Annotated in this window: 13 protein-coding genes; 12 read left to right on the top strand and 1 reads right to left on the bottom strand. The window is 58.3% G+C overall.

From position 1 onward, the window contains the following. The first annotated feature begins 67 nt into the window (after positions 1-67). Positions 68-1990 carry a molecular chaperone DnaK gene (gene dnaK, locus FJU30_RS03405; protein WP_150433641.1) on the top strand — a complete coding sequence of 641 codons (1923 nt, stop codon included), beginning with the start codon at positions 68-70 and terminating at the stop codon, positions 1988-1990. Between the two features lie 110 nt (positions 1991-2100). Further along, positions 2101-3237: a molecular chaperone DnaJ gene (dnaJ, locus tag FJU30_RS03410; protein WP_150433640.1), complete on the top strand. Its 1137-nt coding sequence runs from the start codon at positions 2101-2103 to the stop codon at positions 3235-3237. 229 nt (positions 3238-3466) lie between these two features. Here the strand turns inward: dnaJ and rpsT are convergent, their stop codons facing one another. Then, the gene (rpsT, locus tag FJU30_RS03415) at positions 3467-3730 is read right to left on the bottom strand and encodes a 30S ribosomal protein S20 (RefSeq protein ID WP_150433639.1); all 264 of its coding nucleotides are present in this window, start codon (positions 3728-3730) and stop codon (positions 3467-3469) included. A 361-nt stretch (positions 3731-4091) separates the two neighbouring features. On the opposite strand from rpsT, the gene ribF reads away from it, so the two are divergent. The 10 genes from ribF (at position 4092) to FJU30_RS03470 (ending at position 16889) form a co-directional block, all read left to right on the top strand. Beyond that, entirely contained in the window at positions 4092-5033 is a 942-nt protein-coding gene (gene ribF, locus FJU30_RS03425; protein ID WP_150433638.1) for a bifunctional riboflavin kinase/FAD synthetase, read from the top strand. A 35-nt stretch (positions 5034-5068) separates the two neighbouring features. After that, the gene (gene ileS, locus FJU30_RS03430; protein WP_150433637.1) at positions 5069-7897 is read left to right on the top strand and encodes an isoleucine--tRNA ligase; all 2829 of its coding nucleotides are present in this window, start codon (positions 5069-5071) and stop codon (positions 7895-7897) included. Beyond that, a complete protein-coding gene (gene lspA / locus FJU30_RS03435; protein WP_150433636.1) occupies positions 7897-8406 on the top strand; it encodes a signal peptidase II in 510 nt (169 codons plus the stop codon). The genes ileS and lspA overlap by 1 nt, the downstream gene beginning before the upstream one ends. Positions 8407-8409: 3 nt before the next feature. Continuing rightward, entirely contained in the window at positions 8410-8880 is a 471-nt protein-coding gene (gene fkpB, locus FJU30_RS03440; protein WP_150433635.1) for an FKBP-type peptidyl-prolyl cis-trans isomerase, read from the top strand. Further along, positions 8861-9811, top strand: a complete 951-nt coding sequence (gene ispH, locus FJU30_RS03445) for a 4-hydroxy-3-methylbut-2-enyl diphosphate reductase (RefSeq protein ID WP_150433634.1) — start codon at positions 8861-8863, stop codon at positions 9809-9811. The genes fkpB and ispH overlap by 20 nt, the downstream gene beginning before the upstream one ends. Before the next feature lie 286 nt (positions 9812-10097). Further along, complete coding sequence (gene dapB, locus FJU30_RS03450) at positions 10098-10919, top strand: 4-hydroxy-tetrahydrodipicolinate reductase (protein ID WP_150433633.1); 822 nt, start codon at positions 10098-10100, stop codon at positions 10917-10919. 22 nt (positions 10920-10941) lie between these two features. Further along, positions 10942-11190: a hypothetical protein gene (locus tag FJU30_RS03455; RefSeq protein WP_150433632.1), complete on the top strand. Its 249-nt coding sequence runs from the start codon at positions 10942-10944 to the stop codon at positions 11188-11190. 165 nt (positions 11191-11355) lie between these two features. Further along, positions 11356-12504: a glutamine-hydrolyzing carbamoyl-phosphate synthase small subunit gene (gene carA / locus FJU30_RS03460; RefSeq protein ID WP_150433847.1), complete on the top strand. Its 1149-nt coding sequence runs from the start codon at positions 11356-11358 to the stop codon at positions 12502-12504. A gap of 14 nt (positions 12505-12518) precedes the next feature. After that, a complete protein-coding gene (carB, locus tag FJU30_RS03465) occupies positions 12519-15743 on the top strand; it encodes a carbamoyl-phosphate synthase large subunit (RefSeq protein ID WP_150433631.1) in 3225 nt (1074 codons plus the stop codon). A 222-nt stretch (positions 15744-15965) separates the two neighbouring features. Next, complete coding sequence (locus FJU30_RS03470) at positions 15966-16889, top strand: SDR family oxidoreductase (protein ID WP_150433630.1); 924 nt, start codon at positions 15966-15968, stop codon at positions 16887-16889. Positions 16890-16926: the final 37 nt, after the last annotated feature.

The raw sequence follows: 16926 nt of genomic DNA on the forward strand, positions 1-16926 counted from the left end.
CGTTTTTTCGTCCTCATAGTAGGTTAAACCACCACACCGAATGCGACTTTTTAGTGGAGATGTTTAGATGGGTAAGATTATTGGTATCGACTTAGGTACAACCAACTCTTGTGTAGCGATTATGGACGGTACGCAGGTCAAGGTACTGGAAAACAGCGAAGGCGATCGTACCACGCCTTCTATTATTGCTTATACGCAGGATGGTGAAATTCTGGTCGGCCAACCGGCTAAACGTCAGGCTGTGACTAACCCGCAAAACACGCTGTTCGCTATCAAACGTCTGATTGGCCGTCGTTTCCAGGACGAAGAAGTGCAGCGCGATGCTAATATCATGCCGTACAAAATCGTTGGGGCAGATAACGGCGACGCCTGGCTGGAAGTGAAAGATCAGAAAATGGCTCCGCCGCAGATTTCAGCTGAAGTGCTGAAAAAAATGAAGAAAACGGCGGAAGATTATCTGGGCGAAGCGGTGACCGAAGCGGTTATTACCGTACCGGCCTACTTTAACGACGCGCAGCGTCAGGCGACCAAAGACGCCGGCCGCATCGCGGGCCTGGAAGTCAAACGTATCATTAACGAACCTACGGCGGCGGCGCTGGCTTACGGTCTGGATAAAGAAATGGGCAACCGCACCATTGCTGTCTATGACCTCGGCGGCGGTACGTTCGATATCTCCATCATCGAAATCGATGAAGTGGACGGCGAAAAAACCTTTGAAGTGCTGGCCACCAATGGTGATACCCACCTGGGCGGGGAAGACTTCGACAGCCGTTTGATCAACTACCTGGTTGACGAGTTCAAGAAAGAGCAGGGCTTTGACCTGCGCAACGACCCGCTGGCTATGCAGCGTTTGAAAGAAGCGGCCGAGAAAGCGAAGATTGAGCTGTCTTCCGCGCAGCAGACCGACGTCAACCTGCCGTACATCACGGCTGACGCTTCGGGTCCGAAACATCTGAACATTAAGGTAACGCGCGCCAAACTGGAATCGCTGGTTGAGGATCTGGTAAACCGTTCCGTCGAGCCGCTGAAAGTGGCGCTGAAGGATGCCGGTCTGTCCGTTTCCGATATCAACGACGTTATCCTGGTCGGCGGTCAGACGCGTATGCCGCTGGTGCAGAAGAAAGTCGCCGACTTCTTCGGTAAAGAACCGCGTAAAGACGTTAACCCGGACGAAGCCGTGGCTATCGGCGCAGCCGTTCAGGGCGGCGTGCTGTCCGGCGACGTGAAAGACGTTCTGTTGCTGGACGTTACCCCGCTGTCGCTGGGTATTGAAACCATGGGCGGCGTAATGACTCCGCTGATTGCCAAGAACACCACTATCCCGACGAAACACAGTCAGGTGTTCTCTACGGCGGAAGACAATCAGTCTGCGGTAACGATCCACGTGCTGCAGGGTGAACGTAAACGTGCGCACGACAACAAATCGCTGGGGCAGTTTAACCTGGACGGTATTCAGCCCGCGCCGCGCGGTATGCCGCAGGTTGAAGTGACTTTCGACATCGATGCGGACGGTATCCTGCACGTTTCGGCCAAAGACAAAAACAGCGGCCGCGAGCAGAACATCACCATCAAGGCGTCTTCCGGTTTGAATGAGGACGAAATTCAGAAGATGGTGCGTGACGCCGAAGCGAACGCCGAAGCGGACCGTAAGTTTGAAGAGCTGGTGCAAACGCGCAACCAGGGCGACCATCTGCTGCACGGTACGCGTAAGCAGCTGGAGGAAGCGGGCGACAAACTGGCCGCCGACGACAAGGCCGCAATCGAGAGTGCGCTGAGCGCGCTGGAAGGTTCGCTGAAAGGCGAAGATAAAGCCGATATCGAAGCGAAGATCGAAGCGCTGGTTCAGGCCTCCGCTAAACTGCTGGAAGTGTCTCAGCAGCAGGCCCAGGCCGGTGCGGCCGGCGGCGCCGACGCATCTGCGGACGATGCCGCGCGTAAAGACGACGACGTCGTCGATGCCGAGTTCGAAGAAGTCAAAGATAAAAAATAATCGCCCTTAGGCGGGCGCAGTAGCGGTAACTTTAATACTGTTGCTGGCAACCAGCACGGGCGTCGGGGAAACTCTGCGCCCGTGTACGCATGTTGAGGGCTGAGAAAACAATGGCGAAGCAAGACTATTACGAGATTTTGGGCGTTTCCAAAGATGCGGAAGAGCGCGAAATCAAGAAGGCGTATAAACGTCTGGCGATGAAGTTCCACCCGGACCGTAATCCGGGCGATAAAGAGGCTGAGTCCCGCTTTAAAGAAGTTAAAGAAGCCTACGAAATTCTGACCGACGCGCAGAAGCGCGCCGCTTACGATCAGTACGGCCATGCCGCTTTTGAACAGGGCGGCATGGGCGGTGGCGGCGGCGGCGGTTTTGGCGGCGGGGCCGATTTCGGTGATATCTTTGGCGACGTCTTTGGCGATATTTTCGGCGGCGGACGCCGTCAGCGCGCCAGCCGCGGGTCCGATCTGCGCTACAACATGGAACTGACTCTGGAAGAGGCGGTGCGTGGCGTAACCAAAGAAATACGTATCCCGGCGCTGGAAGAATGCGATGTCTGCCGCGGCAGCGGCGCGAAACCAGGCAGCTCGCCGGTTACCTGTCCGACCTGTCATGGCGCGGGCCAGGTGCAGATGCGGCAGGGCTTCTTCACCGTACAGCAGGCCTGTCCGCACTGTCATGGCCGCGGCAAGATCATCAAAGATCCGTGCAACAAATGTCACGGTCACGGCCGGATAGAAAAAAGCAAAACGCTGTCGGTTAAAATTCCGGCGGGCGTGGATACCGGCGACCGCATCCGCCTGTCGGGCGAGGGCGAAGCCGGCGAGCACGGCGCGCCGGCCGGGGATCTGTACGTACAGGTGCAGGTGAAGAAACACCCGATTTTCGAACGCGATGAAAGCAATCTGTATTGCGAAGTGCCGATCAATTTTGCCATGGCGGCTCTCGGCGGCGAAATCGAAGTGCCGACGCTGGATGGCCGGGTGAAACTGAAAGTGCCGGCGGAAACGCAGACCGGCAAGCTGTTCCGCATGCGCGGCAAGGGCGTGAAGTCGGTGCGCGGCGGCGCGCAGGGCGATCTGCTGTGCCGGGTCGTGGTGGAAACGCCGGTTAGCCTGAATGAACGCCAGAAACAGCTGCTGCAGGAGCTGTCCGAGAGTTTTGGCGGCCCGTCCGGCGAGCATAACAGCCCGCGCTCGAAGAGTTTCTTTGACGGCGTGAAGAAGTTTTTTGACGACCTGACGCGTTAATCCCGGCGTTTACGCGTCACCGCAAATACCGTGCCGACGCCCCGCACTGCGCTCGCTCCGCCAGGCGCGGGCTGGTAGGGATACCGTAGGCGTGGTTGCGCTGACGCTCGAACCGGCTGCTAAACCCAGCCGGTTTTTTTGTGCCCGCGTACACCCGGCCTGACGAATGCCAGACACAAAAAAACCGGCCTGAGCCGGTTCTTTTAATCGCTGCAGCGAAGATCGGTGCTTACTGAATAGCGCTGATCTGCTTAGCCAGATTAGCTTTATGACGTGCAGCTTTGTTCTTGTGGATCAGGCCTTTGCTTGCCTGGCGATCCACAATCGGTTGCATTTCATTAAAGGCTTTCTGCGCTGCTTCTTTATCGCCAGTAGCGATCGCCGCGTATACTTTCTTGATAAAAGTACGCATCATAGAGCGACGGCTAGCGTTATGCTTGCGGCGCTTCTCAGACTGTACGGCGCGTTTCTTAGCTGATTTGATATTAGCCAAGGTCCAACTCCCAAATATATTCTATCGAGGACAATTCAAAGGCCGAGGAATATGCCCTTTTAGCCTTCTTTTGTCAATGGATTTGTGCAAATAAGCGTCGTTTGTACGTCGACGCTTGTTACGTTGTGATGGCGCAGGATTTTAACAGCTTCATTGCGGGGAATACAGCCTTTCGCGCGATAAAATTCGTATTTGCCGGCGTCGCCGGGCCGGCATCAGAGACGCCGGGCGCCTGACGCGGCAAAAGTCGCGCCGGCGCAGCGGATTATCTCGCCGGCGCGGGTAAAAGGCAACAATCGAAGGTTAACCTTACACGCTGTACAAGGTATAATCCGCCGATTTCCACTGTTTTGAGCCAGCTATGGAGCTAATTCGCGGTATACACAATCTTCGGGCACGCCATTATGGCTGTGTGCTCACTATTGGTAATTTCGACGGCGTTCATCGCGGGCATCAAATGCTGCTTGAGCGGCTAAAACAGGAGGGTCGCCAGCGCCGGCTGCCGGTGATGGTGATGATTTTTGAACCTCAGCCGCAGGAACTGTTTGCGATTGACGGCGCGCCGGCCCGCCTGACGCGTCTGCGCGACAAGGTCGACTACCTGGCGCAGGCCGGGGTGGATTACCTGCTGTGCGTGAGATTCGATCGCCATTTCGCCGCCAATAGCGCGCGGACCTTCGTCGATGATTTGCTGGTGGAAAAGCTGGGCGTGAAATTTCTGGTGGTGGGCGATGACTTCCGCTTTGGCGCTGGCCGCAAGGGCGATTTCCTGTTATTACAGGGAGCTGGCCTTCAGGCTGGCTTCGACGTGATCAGCACCGACTCTTTCTGCAATGCCGGTAAACGGGTGAGCAGCACGGCGGTGCGGGAAGCGCTGAGTCACGATGAGCTGCTGCTGGCGGAAAGCCTGCTGGGCCATCCTTATCGCATCTCCGGGCGGGTTATCCACGGCAACGAACTGGGCAGAACCCTCGGATTCCCGACGGCGAATATTTCGCTGAAACGTCAGGTCTCTCCCGTGAACGGCGTCTATGCGGTCAGCGTATATGGCGCCGGAGCGGAGCCGCTGGCCGGCGTGGCTAATATCGGCTTTCGTCCGACCGTGAACGGCGATCGGCGTCAGCAGCTTGAAGTCCATTTACTGGATGTGTCCATGGATCTTTATGGACGTCATATTGAAGTCGTACTGCGTAAAAAATTGCGTAATGAACAGCGGTTTGCTTCGCTCGACGCACTGAAGCAGCAAATCGCCCTGGATGTGGTGACGGCCCGTGAGTTTTTTGGGTTAAAGACACCGGTTTAATTTCTTCTCTAGCCGAAAACGAAATCGAGAATCTAATGAGTGACTATAAGACTACCCTGAATTTGCCGGAAACAGGGTTCCCGATGCGTGGCGATCTCGCCAGGCGCGAACCCGACATGCTGAAACGCTGGTATGAACAGGATCTGTACGGGATTATCCGTAACGCTAAGAAAGGTAAAAAAACCTTTATCCTGCACGACGGCCCTCCGTATGCGAACGGCAACATTCACATTGGTCACTCGGTTAACAAAATTCTCAAAGATATTATTGTTAAGTCCAAAACGCTGGCCGGCTATGATTCGCCTTATGTGCCGGGCTGGGACTGCCACGGTTTGCCGATCGAGCTGAAAGTCGAACAGCTGGTGGGGAAACCGGGCGAGAAGGTCAGCGCCGCCGAATTTCGCGCCGAGTGCCGCAAATATGCGGCGGAACAGGTCGCCGGGCAGAAAAAGGATTTCATCCGTCTGGGAGTGCTGGGCGACTGGGATCGCCCCTATCTGACGATGGATTTCAACACCGAAGCCAATATCATCCGGGCGCTGGGCAAAATCATCGATAACGGCCACCTGTTGAAGGGCGCCAAACCGGTTCACTGGTGCGTAGACTGTCGCTCGGCGCTGGCCGAGGCGGAAGTTGAATATTACGACAAGACCTCTCCGGCGATCGACGTGGCGTTTAACGCGGTCGATCGCGCCGCCGTGCTGGCGAAGTTCGGTTTAGCGCCGGACGCGGTTGACGGAGACGTGGCGTTGGTTATCTGGACCACCACGCCGTGGACCCTGCCGGCCAACCGGGCGATTGCGCTGAATGCGGAGTTTGATTACGTCCTGATTAAGGTGGACGGCAGAAACATCATCGTCGCCGATAGCCTGGCGGAGTCGGTGGCGCAGCGCATCGCCGGCGATGCCCGTGTTAGCGCGCTGAGCGACAATCGGTTGAAAGGGCGCGATCTGGAACTGCTGCGCTTCCGTCATCCGCTGCTGGATTTCGACGTGCCGGCGATTCTGGGCGAACACGTTACGCTCGATGCCGGTACCGGCGCGGTGCATACCGCCGGCGGCCACGGTCCGGACGACTATGTGATCAGTCAACAATACGGTCTGGAGATCGCCAACCCGGTCGGCCCGAACGGTTGCTATCTGTCCGGCACGCATCCGGATCTGGACGGTCTGTTCGTCTTCAAGGCGAACGACAAAATTGTCGAGATGCTGCGTGCCAGCGGCGCGTTGCTGCATGTGGAAAAGCTGCTGCACAGCTATCCGTGCTGCTGGCGGCATAAATCGCCGATCATTTTTCGCGCTACGCCGCAGTGGTTCGTCAGCATGGATCAAAAGGGGCTGCGCAAACAGTCGCTGGCGGAGATCAAAAGCGTGCAGTGGATCCCCGACTGGGGCCAGGCGCGGATTGAATCGATGGTCGCCAACCGCCCTGACTGGTGTATTTCCCGTCAGCGCACCTGGGGCGTGCCGATGTCGCTGTTCGTGCATAAAGAGACGGAAGAGCTGCATCCGCGTACCCACGAACTGATCGAAGAAGTCGCGAAACGCGTCGAACAGGACGGCATTCAGGCCTGGTGGGATCTGGATCCGGCCGATATCCTGGGCGCCGATGCGGCCGACTACGTGAAAGTGCCGGATACGCTGGACGTCTGGTTCGACTCCGGTTCCACTCATGCTTCGGTGGTGGATGTGCGTCCGGAGTTCGGCGGCCATTCCGCCGATATGTATCTGGAAGGTTCCGACCAGCATCGCGGCTGGTTCATGTCCTCGCTGATGATTTCCACCGCGATCAAAGGCAAGGCGCCGTACCGCCAGGTGCTGACTCACGGCTTTACCGTCGATGGCCAGGGACGGAAAATGTCCAAATCCATCGGCAATACCGTCAGCCCGCAGGACGTCATGAATAAACTGGGCGCCGATATTCTGCGTCTGTGGATCGGTTCAACCGACTATTCCGGCGAGATTGCGGTATCGGATGAGATTCTGAAGCGTTCGGCCGACGCCTATCGCCGTATCCGTAATACCGCCCGCTTCCTGTTGGCTAACCTGAACGGTTTCGATCCGAAGCGCGATATGGTGAAGCCGGAAGAGATGGTGGTGCTGGATCGCTGGGCGGTCGGCTGCGCCCGGGCGGCGCAGGAAGAGATCGTTCAGGCATACGACAGCTATGATTTCCACCGCGTGGTGCAGCGTCTGATGCAGTTCTGCTCGATCGAGATGGGGTCGTTCTACCTTGATATCATCAAGGACCGTCAGTATACCGCGAAGAGCGACAGCATCGCGCGCCGCAGCTGCCAGACCGCGCTGTACCATATCGCCGAGGCGTTGGTGCGCTGGATGGCGCCGATCCTTTCCTTTACCGCGGACGAAATCTGGGCGTATCTGCCGGGCGAGCGCGCGCAGTATGTGTTTACCGAAGAGTGGTATGACGGTCTGTTCGGGCTGGACGACGGCGAAACAATGAACGACGCCTTCTGGGCCGAGGTGCTGAAAGTGCGCGCCGAGGTGAACCGGGTGATCGAGCAGGCGCGTAACGACAAGCGTATCGGCGGCTCGCTGGAAGCGGCGGTCACGCTGTATGCCGACGACGCGCTGGCCGGCAAACTGCGCAGCCTGCAGCCGGAACTGCATTTCGCGTTGCTGACGTCGAAAGCCGTGGTGGCGGCGTATGCCGCGGCGGGCGACGACGCACAGCAAAGTGAACTTGCCGGTTTGAAAATTGCCTTAAGCAAGGCGGAAGGGCACAAGTGCCCGCGCTGCTGGCATTATGAAACCGATATTGGTACGGACACCAGTCATCCTGAAGTCTGCGGCCGCTGCGCGACGAACGTCGGCGGACGCGGTGAAGAGCGTAAGTTTGTCTGATGAGTAAATCGATCTGTTCGAGCGGATTGCGCTGGCTGTGGCTAGCGCTGGTGGTGGTGCTGGCCGATCTTGGCAGTAAACTGGGGATCCTGAGCCACCTGCAGCTGGGCGAAACCCGGCCGCTGGCGCCTTTTCTGAATCTGCACTATGCGCGCAACTACGGCGCCGCCTTCAGCTTCCTGGCCGATCACGGCGGCTGGCAGCGCTGGTTCTTCGCCGGTATCGCCGTGGCTATCGTGATCGCGCTGCTGGTGATGATGTTTCGCAGCCGGGCGCAGCAAAAGCTGAATAATATCGCTTATGCGCTGATTATCGGCGGCGCGCTGGGTAACCTGTTCGATCGCCTGTGGCACGGTTTTGTGGTTGATTTCATCGACTTCTACGTCGGGGACTGGCATTTCGCCACCTTCAACCTGGCCGACAGCGCGATCTGTATTGGCGCGGCGCTGGTGGTGCTGGAAGGCTTTTTAACGCCTTCAGCGTCGGCCGGCTCGCAACAGAAAGGGTAAACCATGTCGGAAAGGGTACAGTCTGACAGCGCCGTTCTGGTGCATTTTACCCTGACGCTGGCGGACGGTTCGACCGCCGAGTCCTCGCTAGAGCGCGGCAAACCGGTGCTGTTTCGCCTCGGCGACGGTAGCCTGTCGCCGGCGCTGGAGCGGCAGTTGCTGGGGCTGAGTCGTGGGGATCGCAGGCAGTTTACTCTCGAACCGGAAGCGGCCTTCGGCCCGGTGAACCCGGATTTGATCCAGTTTTTCTTACGGCGCGACTTTTCCCGTACCGGGGTGCCGGATGTCGGCACCATCATGGTGTTCAGCGGCGCAGCCGGCCATGAAATGCCGGGCGTTATCCGCGCGGTGGAGCAAGAGTCCGTTACGGTGGATTTTAATCATCCGCTCGCCGGACAGACGGTGACCTTTAATCTGGAAGTGCTGGATATTGATCCGCAGCAGGAGGAACAACATGCAAATCTTGCTGGCTAACCCGCGCGGGTTTTGTGCGGGCGTCGACCGGGCGATAAGCATTGTCGAGCGCGCGCTGGAAATTTACGGCACGCCGATTTATGTCCGGCACGAAGTGGTGCACAACCGCTATGTCGTAGACGGGCTGCGCAACCGGGGCGCGATTTTTATCGAGGAAATCGGCGAAGTGCCGGATGGCTCGATTCTGATTTTCTCCGCCCACGGGGTGTCTCAGGCGGTGCGGGCCGAGGCGAAAAGCCGCGACCTGACGGTATTCGACGCTACCTGCCCGCTGGTGACTAAAGTGCATATGGAAGTGGCGCGCGCCAGTCGTAAAGGCACCGAGGCGATCCTGATCGGCCATGCCGGTCACCCCGAGGTGGAAGGCACCATGGGGCAGTACAGCAACCCGGCCGGCGGCATGTACCTGGTCGAAGCGCCGGAAGATGTCTGGCAGCTGCAGGTCAAGAATGAAAATAACCTGTGCTTCATGACGCAGACGACGCTGTCGGTTGACGATACCTATGCGGTGATCGATGCGCTGCGCGCGCGTTTCCCGAATATCGTCGGGCCGCGCAAGGATGATATCTGTTACGCCACCACCAATCGCCAGGAAGCGGTGCGCTATCTGGCCGACAGCGCGGATGTGGTGTTGGTGGTGGGCTCGAAAAACTCGTCAAACTCCAACCGGCTGGCTGAACTGGCTCAGCGCGCCGGCAAGCCGGCTTATCTGATCGATGCCGCTACGGACATTCAGGAAAGCTGGGTGAACGGCGTGACGCGCGTCGGCGTCACCGCCGGCGCCTCGGCGCCGGATATTCTGGTGCGGCAGGTGATCGATCGGCTGAAATCGCTCGGCGGCAAGGTTGCTTTTGAACTGGAAGGGCGTGAAGAGAATATCGTTTTTGAAGTGCCCAAAGAGCTGCGGGTCGAGGTCAGGCAGGTCGATTAACTCGTCTTCAGGCGGCATCGCCGGGCGCGTCGTGTTCTCCGTCGCCGGGTGTTGCGCCGACCGATGCGGCGCCCAAAGTGCATGTTTATGCGTTCTGGCGCCGTTATCCCTTTCGTTTCCCCGTCAGACGCGGGAATGGCGTGACGACGCGAGAGTTTTTACTGATTTTTCCACCGTCTTTCTGTCATAATTTTCTCATCATGTTATTGGTCCTCGGGTTATGCGTCGCTGCGTGCGTTAATCCGGGGCCATTCAGAATAAACCGTCATTAAATAAGAGAGGGAGTATGGGGGATTCAGCGATCCGTATTGCGATAGCGGGAGCCGGCGGCCGAATGGGCCGACAGTTGATTCAGGCCGTGCAGCTGGCGGAAGGCGCCGTGCTGGGCGCCGCACTGGAACGCGCGGGCTCTTCCCTGTTGGGCAGCGACGCGGGCGAACTGGCCGGACTCGGCGAACTGGGCGTCAAAATCAGCAGCGATCTGAACGCGGTGCGCGACGACTTCGATATTCTGATCGATTTTACCCGTCCCGAAGGCTCGCTGGCCATGCTGGATTTCTGCCGTCGGCAGCATAAGTCGGTGGTTATCGGCACCACCGGGTTTGATGATCAGGGCAAAGCGGCAATCCGCCAGGCGGCCGATGAGATCGGGGTCGTTTTCGCGGCAAACTTCAGCGTCGGGGTCAACGTGATGCTTAAACTGCTGGAGAAAGCGGCGAAGGTGATGGGTGATTACACCGATATTGAAATTCTGGAAGCGCATCACCGGCACAAAGTCGATGCGCCGTCCGGCACCGCGCTGGCCATGGGGGAAACCATTGCCGCCGCGCTGGGGCGCGATCTGAAAACCTGCGCCGTCTATGCACGCGAGGGGCACACCGGCGAACGCGATGCGAAAAGCATTGGTTTCGCCACGCTGCGCGCCGGCGATATTGTGGGTGAACATACCGCGATGTTTGCCGATATTGGCGAACGTATAGAGATTACCCATAAGGCCTCAAGCCGCATGACTTTCGCCAATGGCGCGGTTCGTGCCGCTATATGGCTCGGAACCACGAAAACCGGCCTCTATGATATGAGAGATGTGCTTGGTCTGGATAGTTTATAGTATTTTATAAAAATGTAACAAATTGATTTATGGCGGTATGTTCCGCCATTTTTTTAATTTATCCGCTAATGGAGGCGGTTTTTATCAGGTTTTTCCTTTCTTCGTATTTTTTGTGGGATTTAATGCCTGTACGGCGACTGAGGCGGGAAAGACGGGGCCTATTGCTGAAATAATATTCTTTTATTATTTTCCCGGCCCTGCAACCGTTTTCTTCTCTAAGTTGATGCGACTTTTTGCTGTAATAAGCGAAGATTCTTTATCAGAGGCATAAAAGAACAGTAAAAACTCCGTCTGGTGTAGACAAAATCACTGGCCATCATTAAAATGCGCCCAATTTGCCAAAAATTTACCGCGCCGGTGATTTTTGCGTTGATTTTGATGCTGCAATCTGAATTAATATGCAAATAATATGATTTATTATTCCCTGGAGGATGTTTTGATTAAGTCAGCGCTATTGGTTCTGGAAGACGGAACCCAGTTTCACGGTCGGGCCATCGGGGCAGAGGGAACGGCAGTGGGGGAAGTGGTCTTCAATACGTCAATAACCGGTTATCAAGAAATCCTTACTGATCCATCCTATTCCCGCCAGATTGTCACTCTCACTTATCCCCATATCGGTAATGTCGGCACCAACGCCAGCGATGAAGAATCTTCCGCCATACAGGCTCAGGGTCTGGTTATTCGCGACCTTCCGCCGATCGCCAGCAACTATCGCAGCGAAGAGGGCCTGTCCGACTACCTTAAACGCAACAATATTGTCGCCATTGCCGATATCGATACCCGCAAGCTGACGCGTCTGCTGCGCGAGAAGGGCGCGCAAAACGGCTGCATTATCGCCGGCGACGCGCCGGACGCCGCGCAGGCGCTGGAAAAGGCCAAAGCCTTTCCGGGCCTGAAGGGGATGGATCTGGCGAAAGAGGTGAGCACCGCCGAGCGCTATAGCTGGCTGCAGGGCAGCTGGACGCTGAGCGGCGATTTGCCGGCGCCGAAGCAGGAAAGCGAGCTGCCGTACCACGTCGTCGCCTACGACTACGGCGCGAAACGCAATATTCTGCGCATGCTGGTCGACCGCGGCTGCCGACTGACGGTGGTTCCGGCGCAGACGAGCGCTGAAGACGTGCTGGCGCTGAACCCGGACGGCGTCTTCCTGTCCAACGGCCCCGGCGACCCGCAACCGTGCGACTATGCCATCAAAGCGATTCAGACGCTGCTGGAAACCGATATTCCGGTGTTTGGCATCTGTCTGGGGCATCAGTTGCTGGGTCTGGCCAGCGGCGCGAAAACGATCAAAATGAAATTCGGCCACCACGGCGGCAACCATCCGGTACGCGATCTGGATGCCGGCCGCGTGATGATCACCGCCCAGAACCACGGTTTCGCCGTGGATGAGAGCACGCTGCCCGCGACGCTGCGCGTTACGCACAAGTCTCTGTTCGATGGCTCGCTGCAGGGCATCCACCGCACCGATAAACCCGCCTTCAGCTTCCAGGGCCACCCGGAGGCCAGTCCCGGCCCGCACGACGCGGCGCCGTTGTTCGATCACTTTATCGAACTGATTCAGACTTACCGTGCTAACCGTAAATAATCAGGAGCAGAACCATGGCAAAACGTACAGATATTAAAAGCATCCTGATCCTTGGTGCGGGCCCGATTGTTATCGGTCAGGCATGTGAATTCGACTACTCAGGCGCTCAGGCCTGTAAAGCGCTGCGCGAAGAGGGATACCGCGTTATCCTGGTGAACTCCAACCCGGCGACCATCATGACCGACCCGAATATGGCCGATGCCACCTACATCGAGCCGATTCACTGGGAAGTGGTGCGTAAGATTATCGAAAAAGAACGGCCGGACGCGGTTTTGCCGACCATGGGCGGGCAGACGGCGCTCAACTGCGCGCTGGAGCTGGAGCGGCAGGGCGTGCTGGCCGAGTTTGGCGTGGAAATGATCGGCGCCACCGCCGATGCGATCGATAAAGCGGAAGACCGCCAGCGCTTTGACAAGGCGATGAAAAAAATCGGCCTCGATACGGCGCGTTCGGGCATTGCGCACAATATGGAAGAAGCGCTGGCCGTGGCCGCCGATGTGGGTTTCCCCTGTATCATTCGTCCGTCTTTCACCATGGGCGGAACCGGCGGCGGTATTGCCTATAACCGCGAAGAGTTTGAAGAGATTTGCGAACGCGGTCTGGATTTGTCGCCGACCAACGAACTGCTGATCGATGAGTCGCTGATCGGCTGGAAAGAGTACGAAATGGAGGTGGTGCGCGATAAGAATGACAACTGCATCATCGTGTGCTCGATCGAAAACCTGGACGCGATGGGCATCCATACCGGCGACTCGATCACCGTGGCGCCGGCGCAGACCCTGACCGATAAAGAATATCAGATCATGCGTAACGCCTCGATGGCGGTGCTGCGTGAGATTGGCGTCGAAACCGGCGGCTCCAACGTGCAGTTTTCGGTCAACCCGAAAACCGGCCGCCTGATCGTAATTGAAATGAACCCGCGCGTATCGCGCTCTTCGGCGCTGGCTTCCAAGGCGACCGGTTTCCCGATTGCGAAAATCGCCGCCAAACTGGCGGTGGGCTATACCCTTGATGAGCTGATGAACGACATTACCGGCGGCCGTACCCCGGCGTCGTTCGAACCGTCCATCGATTACGTCGTCACCAAAATTCCGCGCTTCAACTTTGAAAAATTCGCCGGCGCCAACGACCGTCTGACCACGCAGATGAAATCCGTCGGCGAAGTGATGGCCATCGGTCGTACCCAGCAGGAGTCGCTGCAGAAAGCGCTGCGCGGGCTGGAGGTCGGCGCGACCGGTCTGGACCCGATGGTCGACCTGGACGATCCGGAGTCTCTGACCCGTATTCGTCGCGAGCTGAAGGATGCCGGCGCCGAACGTATCTGGTATCTGGCGGACGCCTTCCGCGCCGGACTGTCGATCGACGGCGTGTTCGGCCTGACCAACATCGACCGCTGGTTCCTGGTGCAGGTCGAAGAGCTGGTGCGGCTGGAAGAACAGGTGGCGGAGAAGGGCGTCGCCGCGCTGGATGCGGCGTTCCTGCGTTTCCTGAAGCGCAAAGGATTCGCCGATGCGCGTCTGGCTAAACTGGCCGGCGTGGACGAAAGCGTGATTCGCCAGTTGCGCGAGAAATTCAATCTGCACCCGGTCTACAAGCGGGTGGACACCTGCGCGGCCGAGTTCGCGACCGACACCGCCTATATGTACTCCACCTATGAAGAAGAGTGCGAGGCGAACCCGAATCAGGATCGCGATAAGATCATGGTGCTGGGCGGCGGGCCGAACCGTATCGGCCAGGGGATCGAGTTTGACTACTGTTGCGTTCACGCTTCGCTGGCGCTGCGCGAAGACGGTTATGAAACCATCATGGTCAACTGCAACCCGGAAACCGTGTCGACCGATTACGACACCTCCGATCGTCTGTACTTCGAACCCGTCACGCTGGAAGACGTGCTGGAGATCGTGCGCGTTGAGCAGCCTAAGGGCGTCATCGTGCAGTACGGCGGCCAGACGCCGCTGAAGCTGGCGCGCGCGCTGGAAGCGGCGGGCGTGCCGGTGATCGGCACCAGCCCGGACGCGATTGACCGGGCGGAAGACCGCGAGCGCTTCCAGCACGCGGTAGAGCGTCTGGGGCTGAAACAGCCGGCCAACGCCACCGTGGTGGCGATTGACGAAGCGGTGGAGAAGGCGAGCGTTATCGGTTATCCGCTGGTGGTGCGTCCGTCCTATGTACTGGGCGGCCGGGCGATGGAGATCGTATACGACGAGATCGACCTGCGTCGCTATTTCCAGAACGCGGTGGTGGTGTCCAACGATGCGCCGGTGCTGCTGGACCGTTTCCTCGACGATGCGATCGAGGTGGACGTCGACGCCATCTGCGACGGCGAACGCGTGCTGATCGGCGGCATCATGGAGCACATCGAGCAGGCGGGCGTACACTCCGGCGACTCGGCCTGTTCTCTGCCGGCCTATACGCTGAGCAAGGATATTCAGGATGTGATGCGCGACCAGGTGAAAAAACTGGCGTTTGAACTGGGCGTGCGCGGTTTGATGAATGCGCAGTTCGCGGTGAAAAACAACGAAGTGTATCTGATCGAAGTCAACCCGCGCGCGGCGCGCACCGTGCCGTTTGTGTCGAAAGCCACCGGCGTTTCGCTGGCGAAAGTGGCGGCGCGCGTGATGGTCGGCCAGACGCTGGCGCAGCAGGGCGTGACCGAAGAGGTTATCCCGCCGTACTACTCGGTGAAGGAAGTGGTGCTGCCGTTCAATAAATTCCCCGGCGTCGACCCGATTCTGGGGCCGGAAATGCGTTCGACCGGCGAAGTGATGGGCGTAGGGCGGACCTTTGCCGAAGCCTTCGCCAAAGCCATGTTGGGCAGCAACTCGCAGATGAAGCAAACCGGACGCGCGCTGCTGTCCGTGCGCGGAGGCGACAAGGCGCGCGTGGTGGACCTGGCGGCCAAACTGCTGAAGCACGGCTTTGAACTGGATGCGACGCACGGCACAGCGGTGGTGTTGGGCGAGGCCGGCATTAATCCGCGCCTGGTCAATAAGGTGCATGAAGGTCGTCCGCATATTCAGGACCGGATCAAAAACGGCGAGTATACCTATATCGTGAATACCACTGCGGGACGTCAGGCGATCGAGGATTCTAAACTGATCCGTCGCAGCGCGCTGCAGTACAAGGTACATTACGATACGACGATGAACGGCGGTTTTGCCACCGCGATGTCGCTGAGCGCCGATCCTACCGACCGGGTGATCTCCGTACAGGAAATGCACGCCAGCATCCGCGACTAGCCCTCGGTAAACCACTGGCGTCACCCCACGAGCCGTTCAGCGAATACTGCTGAGCGGCTCGCGTTTATCTGGATTATTCATCGATAAAACCCTCTTTATTCCAGCATAAAAAACCAATTAGCCTGAAAAAAACTGCTCCGGCGTCTACGCTTACCTTACTGATTACCGCTCGGCGGATGAATGATTTTCATCCGTTCAACATTCATTTTTCTGGAGGTGAGTATGGGTTCAACGGTAAAGAAAGGGCCGTCTTGCACGCCGGCGTCGAATGGAAAAAATCCGCTGGAGGCTTATCCTCGGCCGCCCTTCGTCAGTCAGCCGCAGACGCCGCCGGGGCTGGCCAGCAAGATGCAGCCGCTGCCGGATCACGGCGAGCAAAGCTATCGGGGCAGCGGCCGGCTGACCGGGCGTAAGGCGTTGATCACCGGCGGCGATTCCGGCATTGGCCGGGCGGTGGCGATCGCCTATGCCCGGGAGGGCGCCGACGTGGCGATTAATTATCTGCCGGAAGAGGAGTCCGATGCGCAGGAAGTGCTGACGTTGATCCGCGCCGAGGGCCGTAACGCGGTGGCGATCCCCGGCGATATTCGCGAGGAAGCGTTTTGCCGGCAGCTGGTGAGCGAGGCGGTGAAACAACTGGGCGGACTGGATATTCTGGTCAATAACGCCGGGCGCCAGCAGTTTACCGAGTCGATCGCCGAACTGACGACGGAGGCGTTCGACGCCACGTTCCGCACTAACGTTTACGCGCCGTTCTGGATCAGCAAGGCGGCGTTGCCGCACATGCAACCCGGCGCGACGATCATTAACAGCTCCTCGGTACAGGCCTTTAATCCCAGCGCCATTTTGCTGGATTATGCCCAGACGAAAGCCTGCAACGTGGCGTTCACCAAAGCGCTGGCTAAACAGGTGGCCGGCCAGGGTATTCGGGTCAATGCGGTAGCGCCGGGGCCGTACTGGACGCCGCTGCAGTCGAGCGGCGGTCAGCCGATGGACGCGGTGCAGCAATTCGCCGCCAGTTCGCCGATGGGACGGCCGGGACAACCGGTGGAGATCGCGCCGCTGTACGTTACCCTGGCGTCGGCCGAGAGCAGTTACGCTTCAGGCCAGGTGTGGTGCGCCGATGGCGGCACCGGCACGCTATAGCCGCTCCTGAGGCCGCGATAATCTAATTCGCCATGTC

It is taken from the genome of Affinibrenneria salicis, from assembly GCF_008710095.1.

Excerpts from the sequence above, each read along its gene's own strand:
- ribF (WP_150433638.1), top strand. The coding sequence starts at position 4,092 with ATGGAGCTAATTCGCGGTATACACAATCTTCGGGCACGCCATTATGGC.
- lspA (WP_150433636.1), top strand. The coding sequence starts at position 7,897 with ATGAGTAAATCGATCTGTTCGAGCGGATTGCGCTGGCTGTGGCTAGCG.
- dnaJ (WP_150433640.1), top strand. The coding sequence starts at position 2,101 with ATGGCGAAGCAAGACTATTACGAGATTTTGGGCGTTTCCAAAGATGCG.
- ileS (WP_150433637.1), top strand. The coding sequence starts at position 5,069 with ATGAGTGACTATAAGACTACCCTGAATTTGCCGGAAACAGGGTTCCCG.
- FJU30_RS03470 (WP_150433630.1), top strand. The coding sequence starts at position 15,966 with ATGGGTTCAACGGTAAAGAAAGGGCCGTCTTGCACGCCGGCGTCGAAT.
- fkpB (WP_150433635.1), top strand. The coding sequence starts at position 8,410 with ATGTCGGAAAGGGTACAGTCTGACAGCGCCGTTCTGGTGCATTTTACC.
- dapB (WP_150433633.1), top strand. The coding sequence starts at position 10,098 with ATGGGGGATTCAGCGATCCGTATTGCGATAGCGGGAGCCGGCGGCCGA.
- ispH (WP_150433634.1), top strand. The coding sequence starts at position 8,861 with ATGCAAATCTTGCTGGCTAACCCGCGCGGGTTTTGTGCGGGCGTCGAC.
- carB (WP_150433631.1), top strand. The coding sequence starts at position 12,519 with ATGGCAAAACGTACAGATATTAAAAGCATCCTGATCCTTGGTGCGGGC.
- dnaK (WP_150433641.1), top strand. The coding sequence starts at position 68 with ATGGGTAAGATTATTGGTATCGACTTAGGTACAACCAACTCTTGTGTA.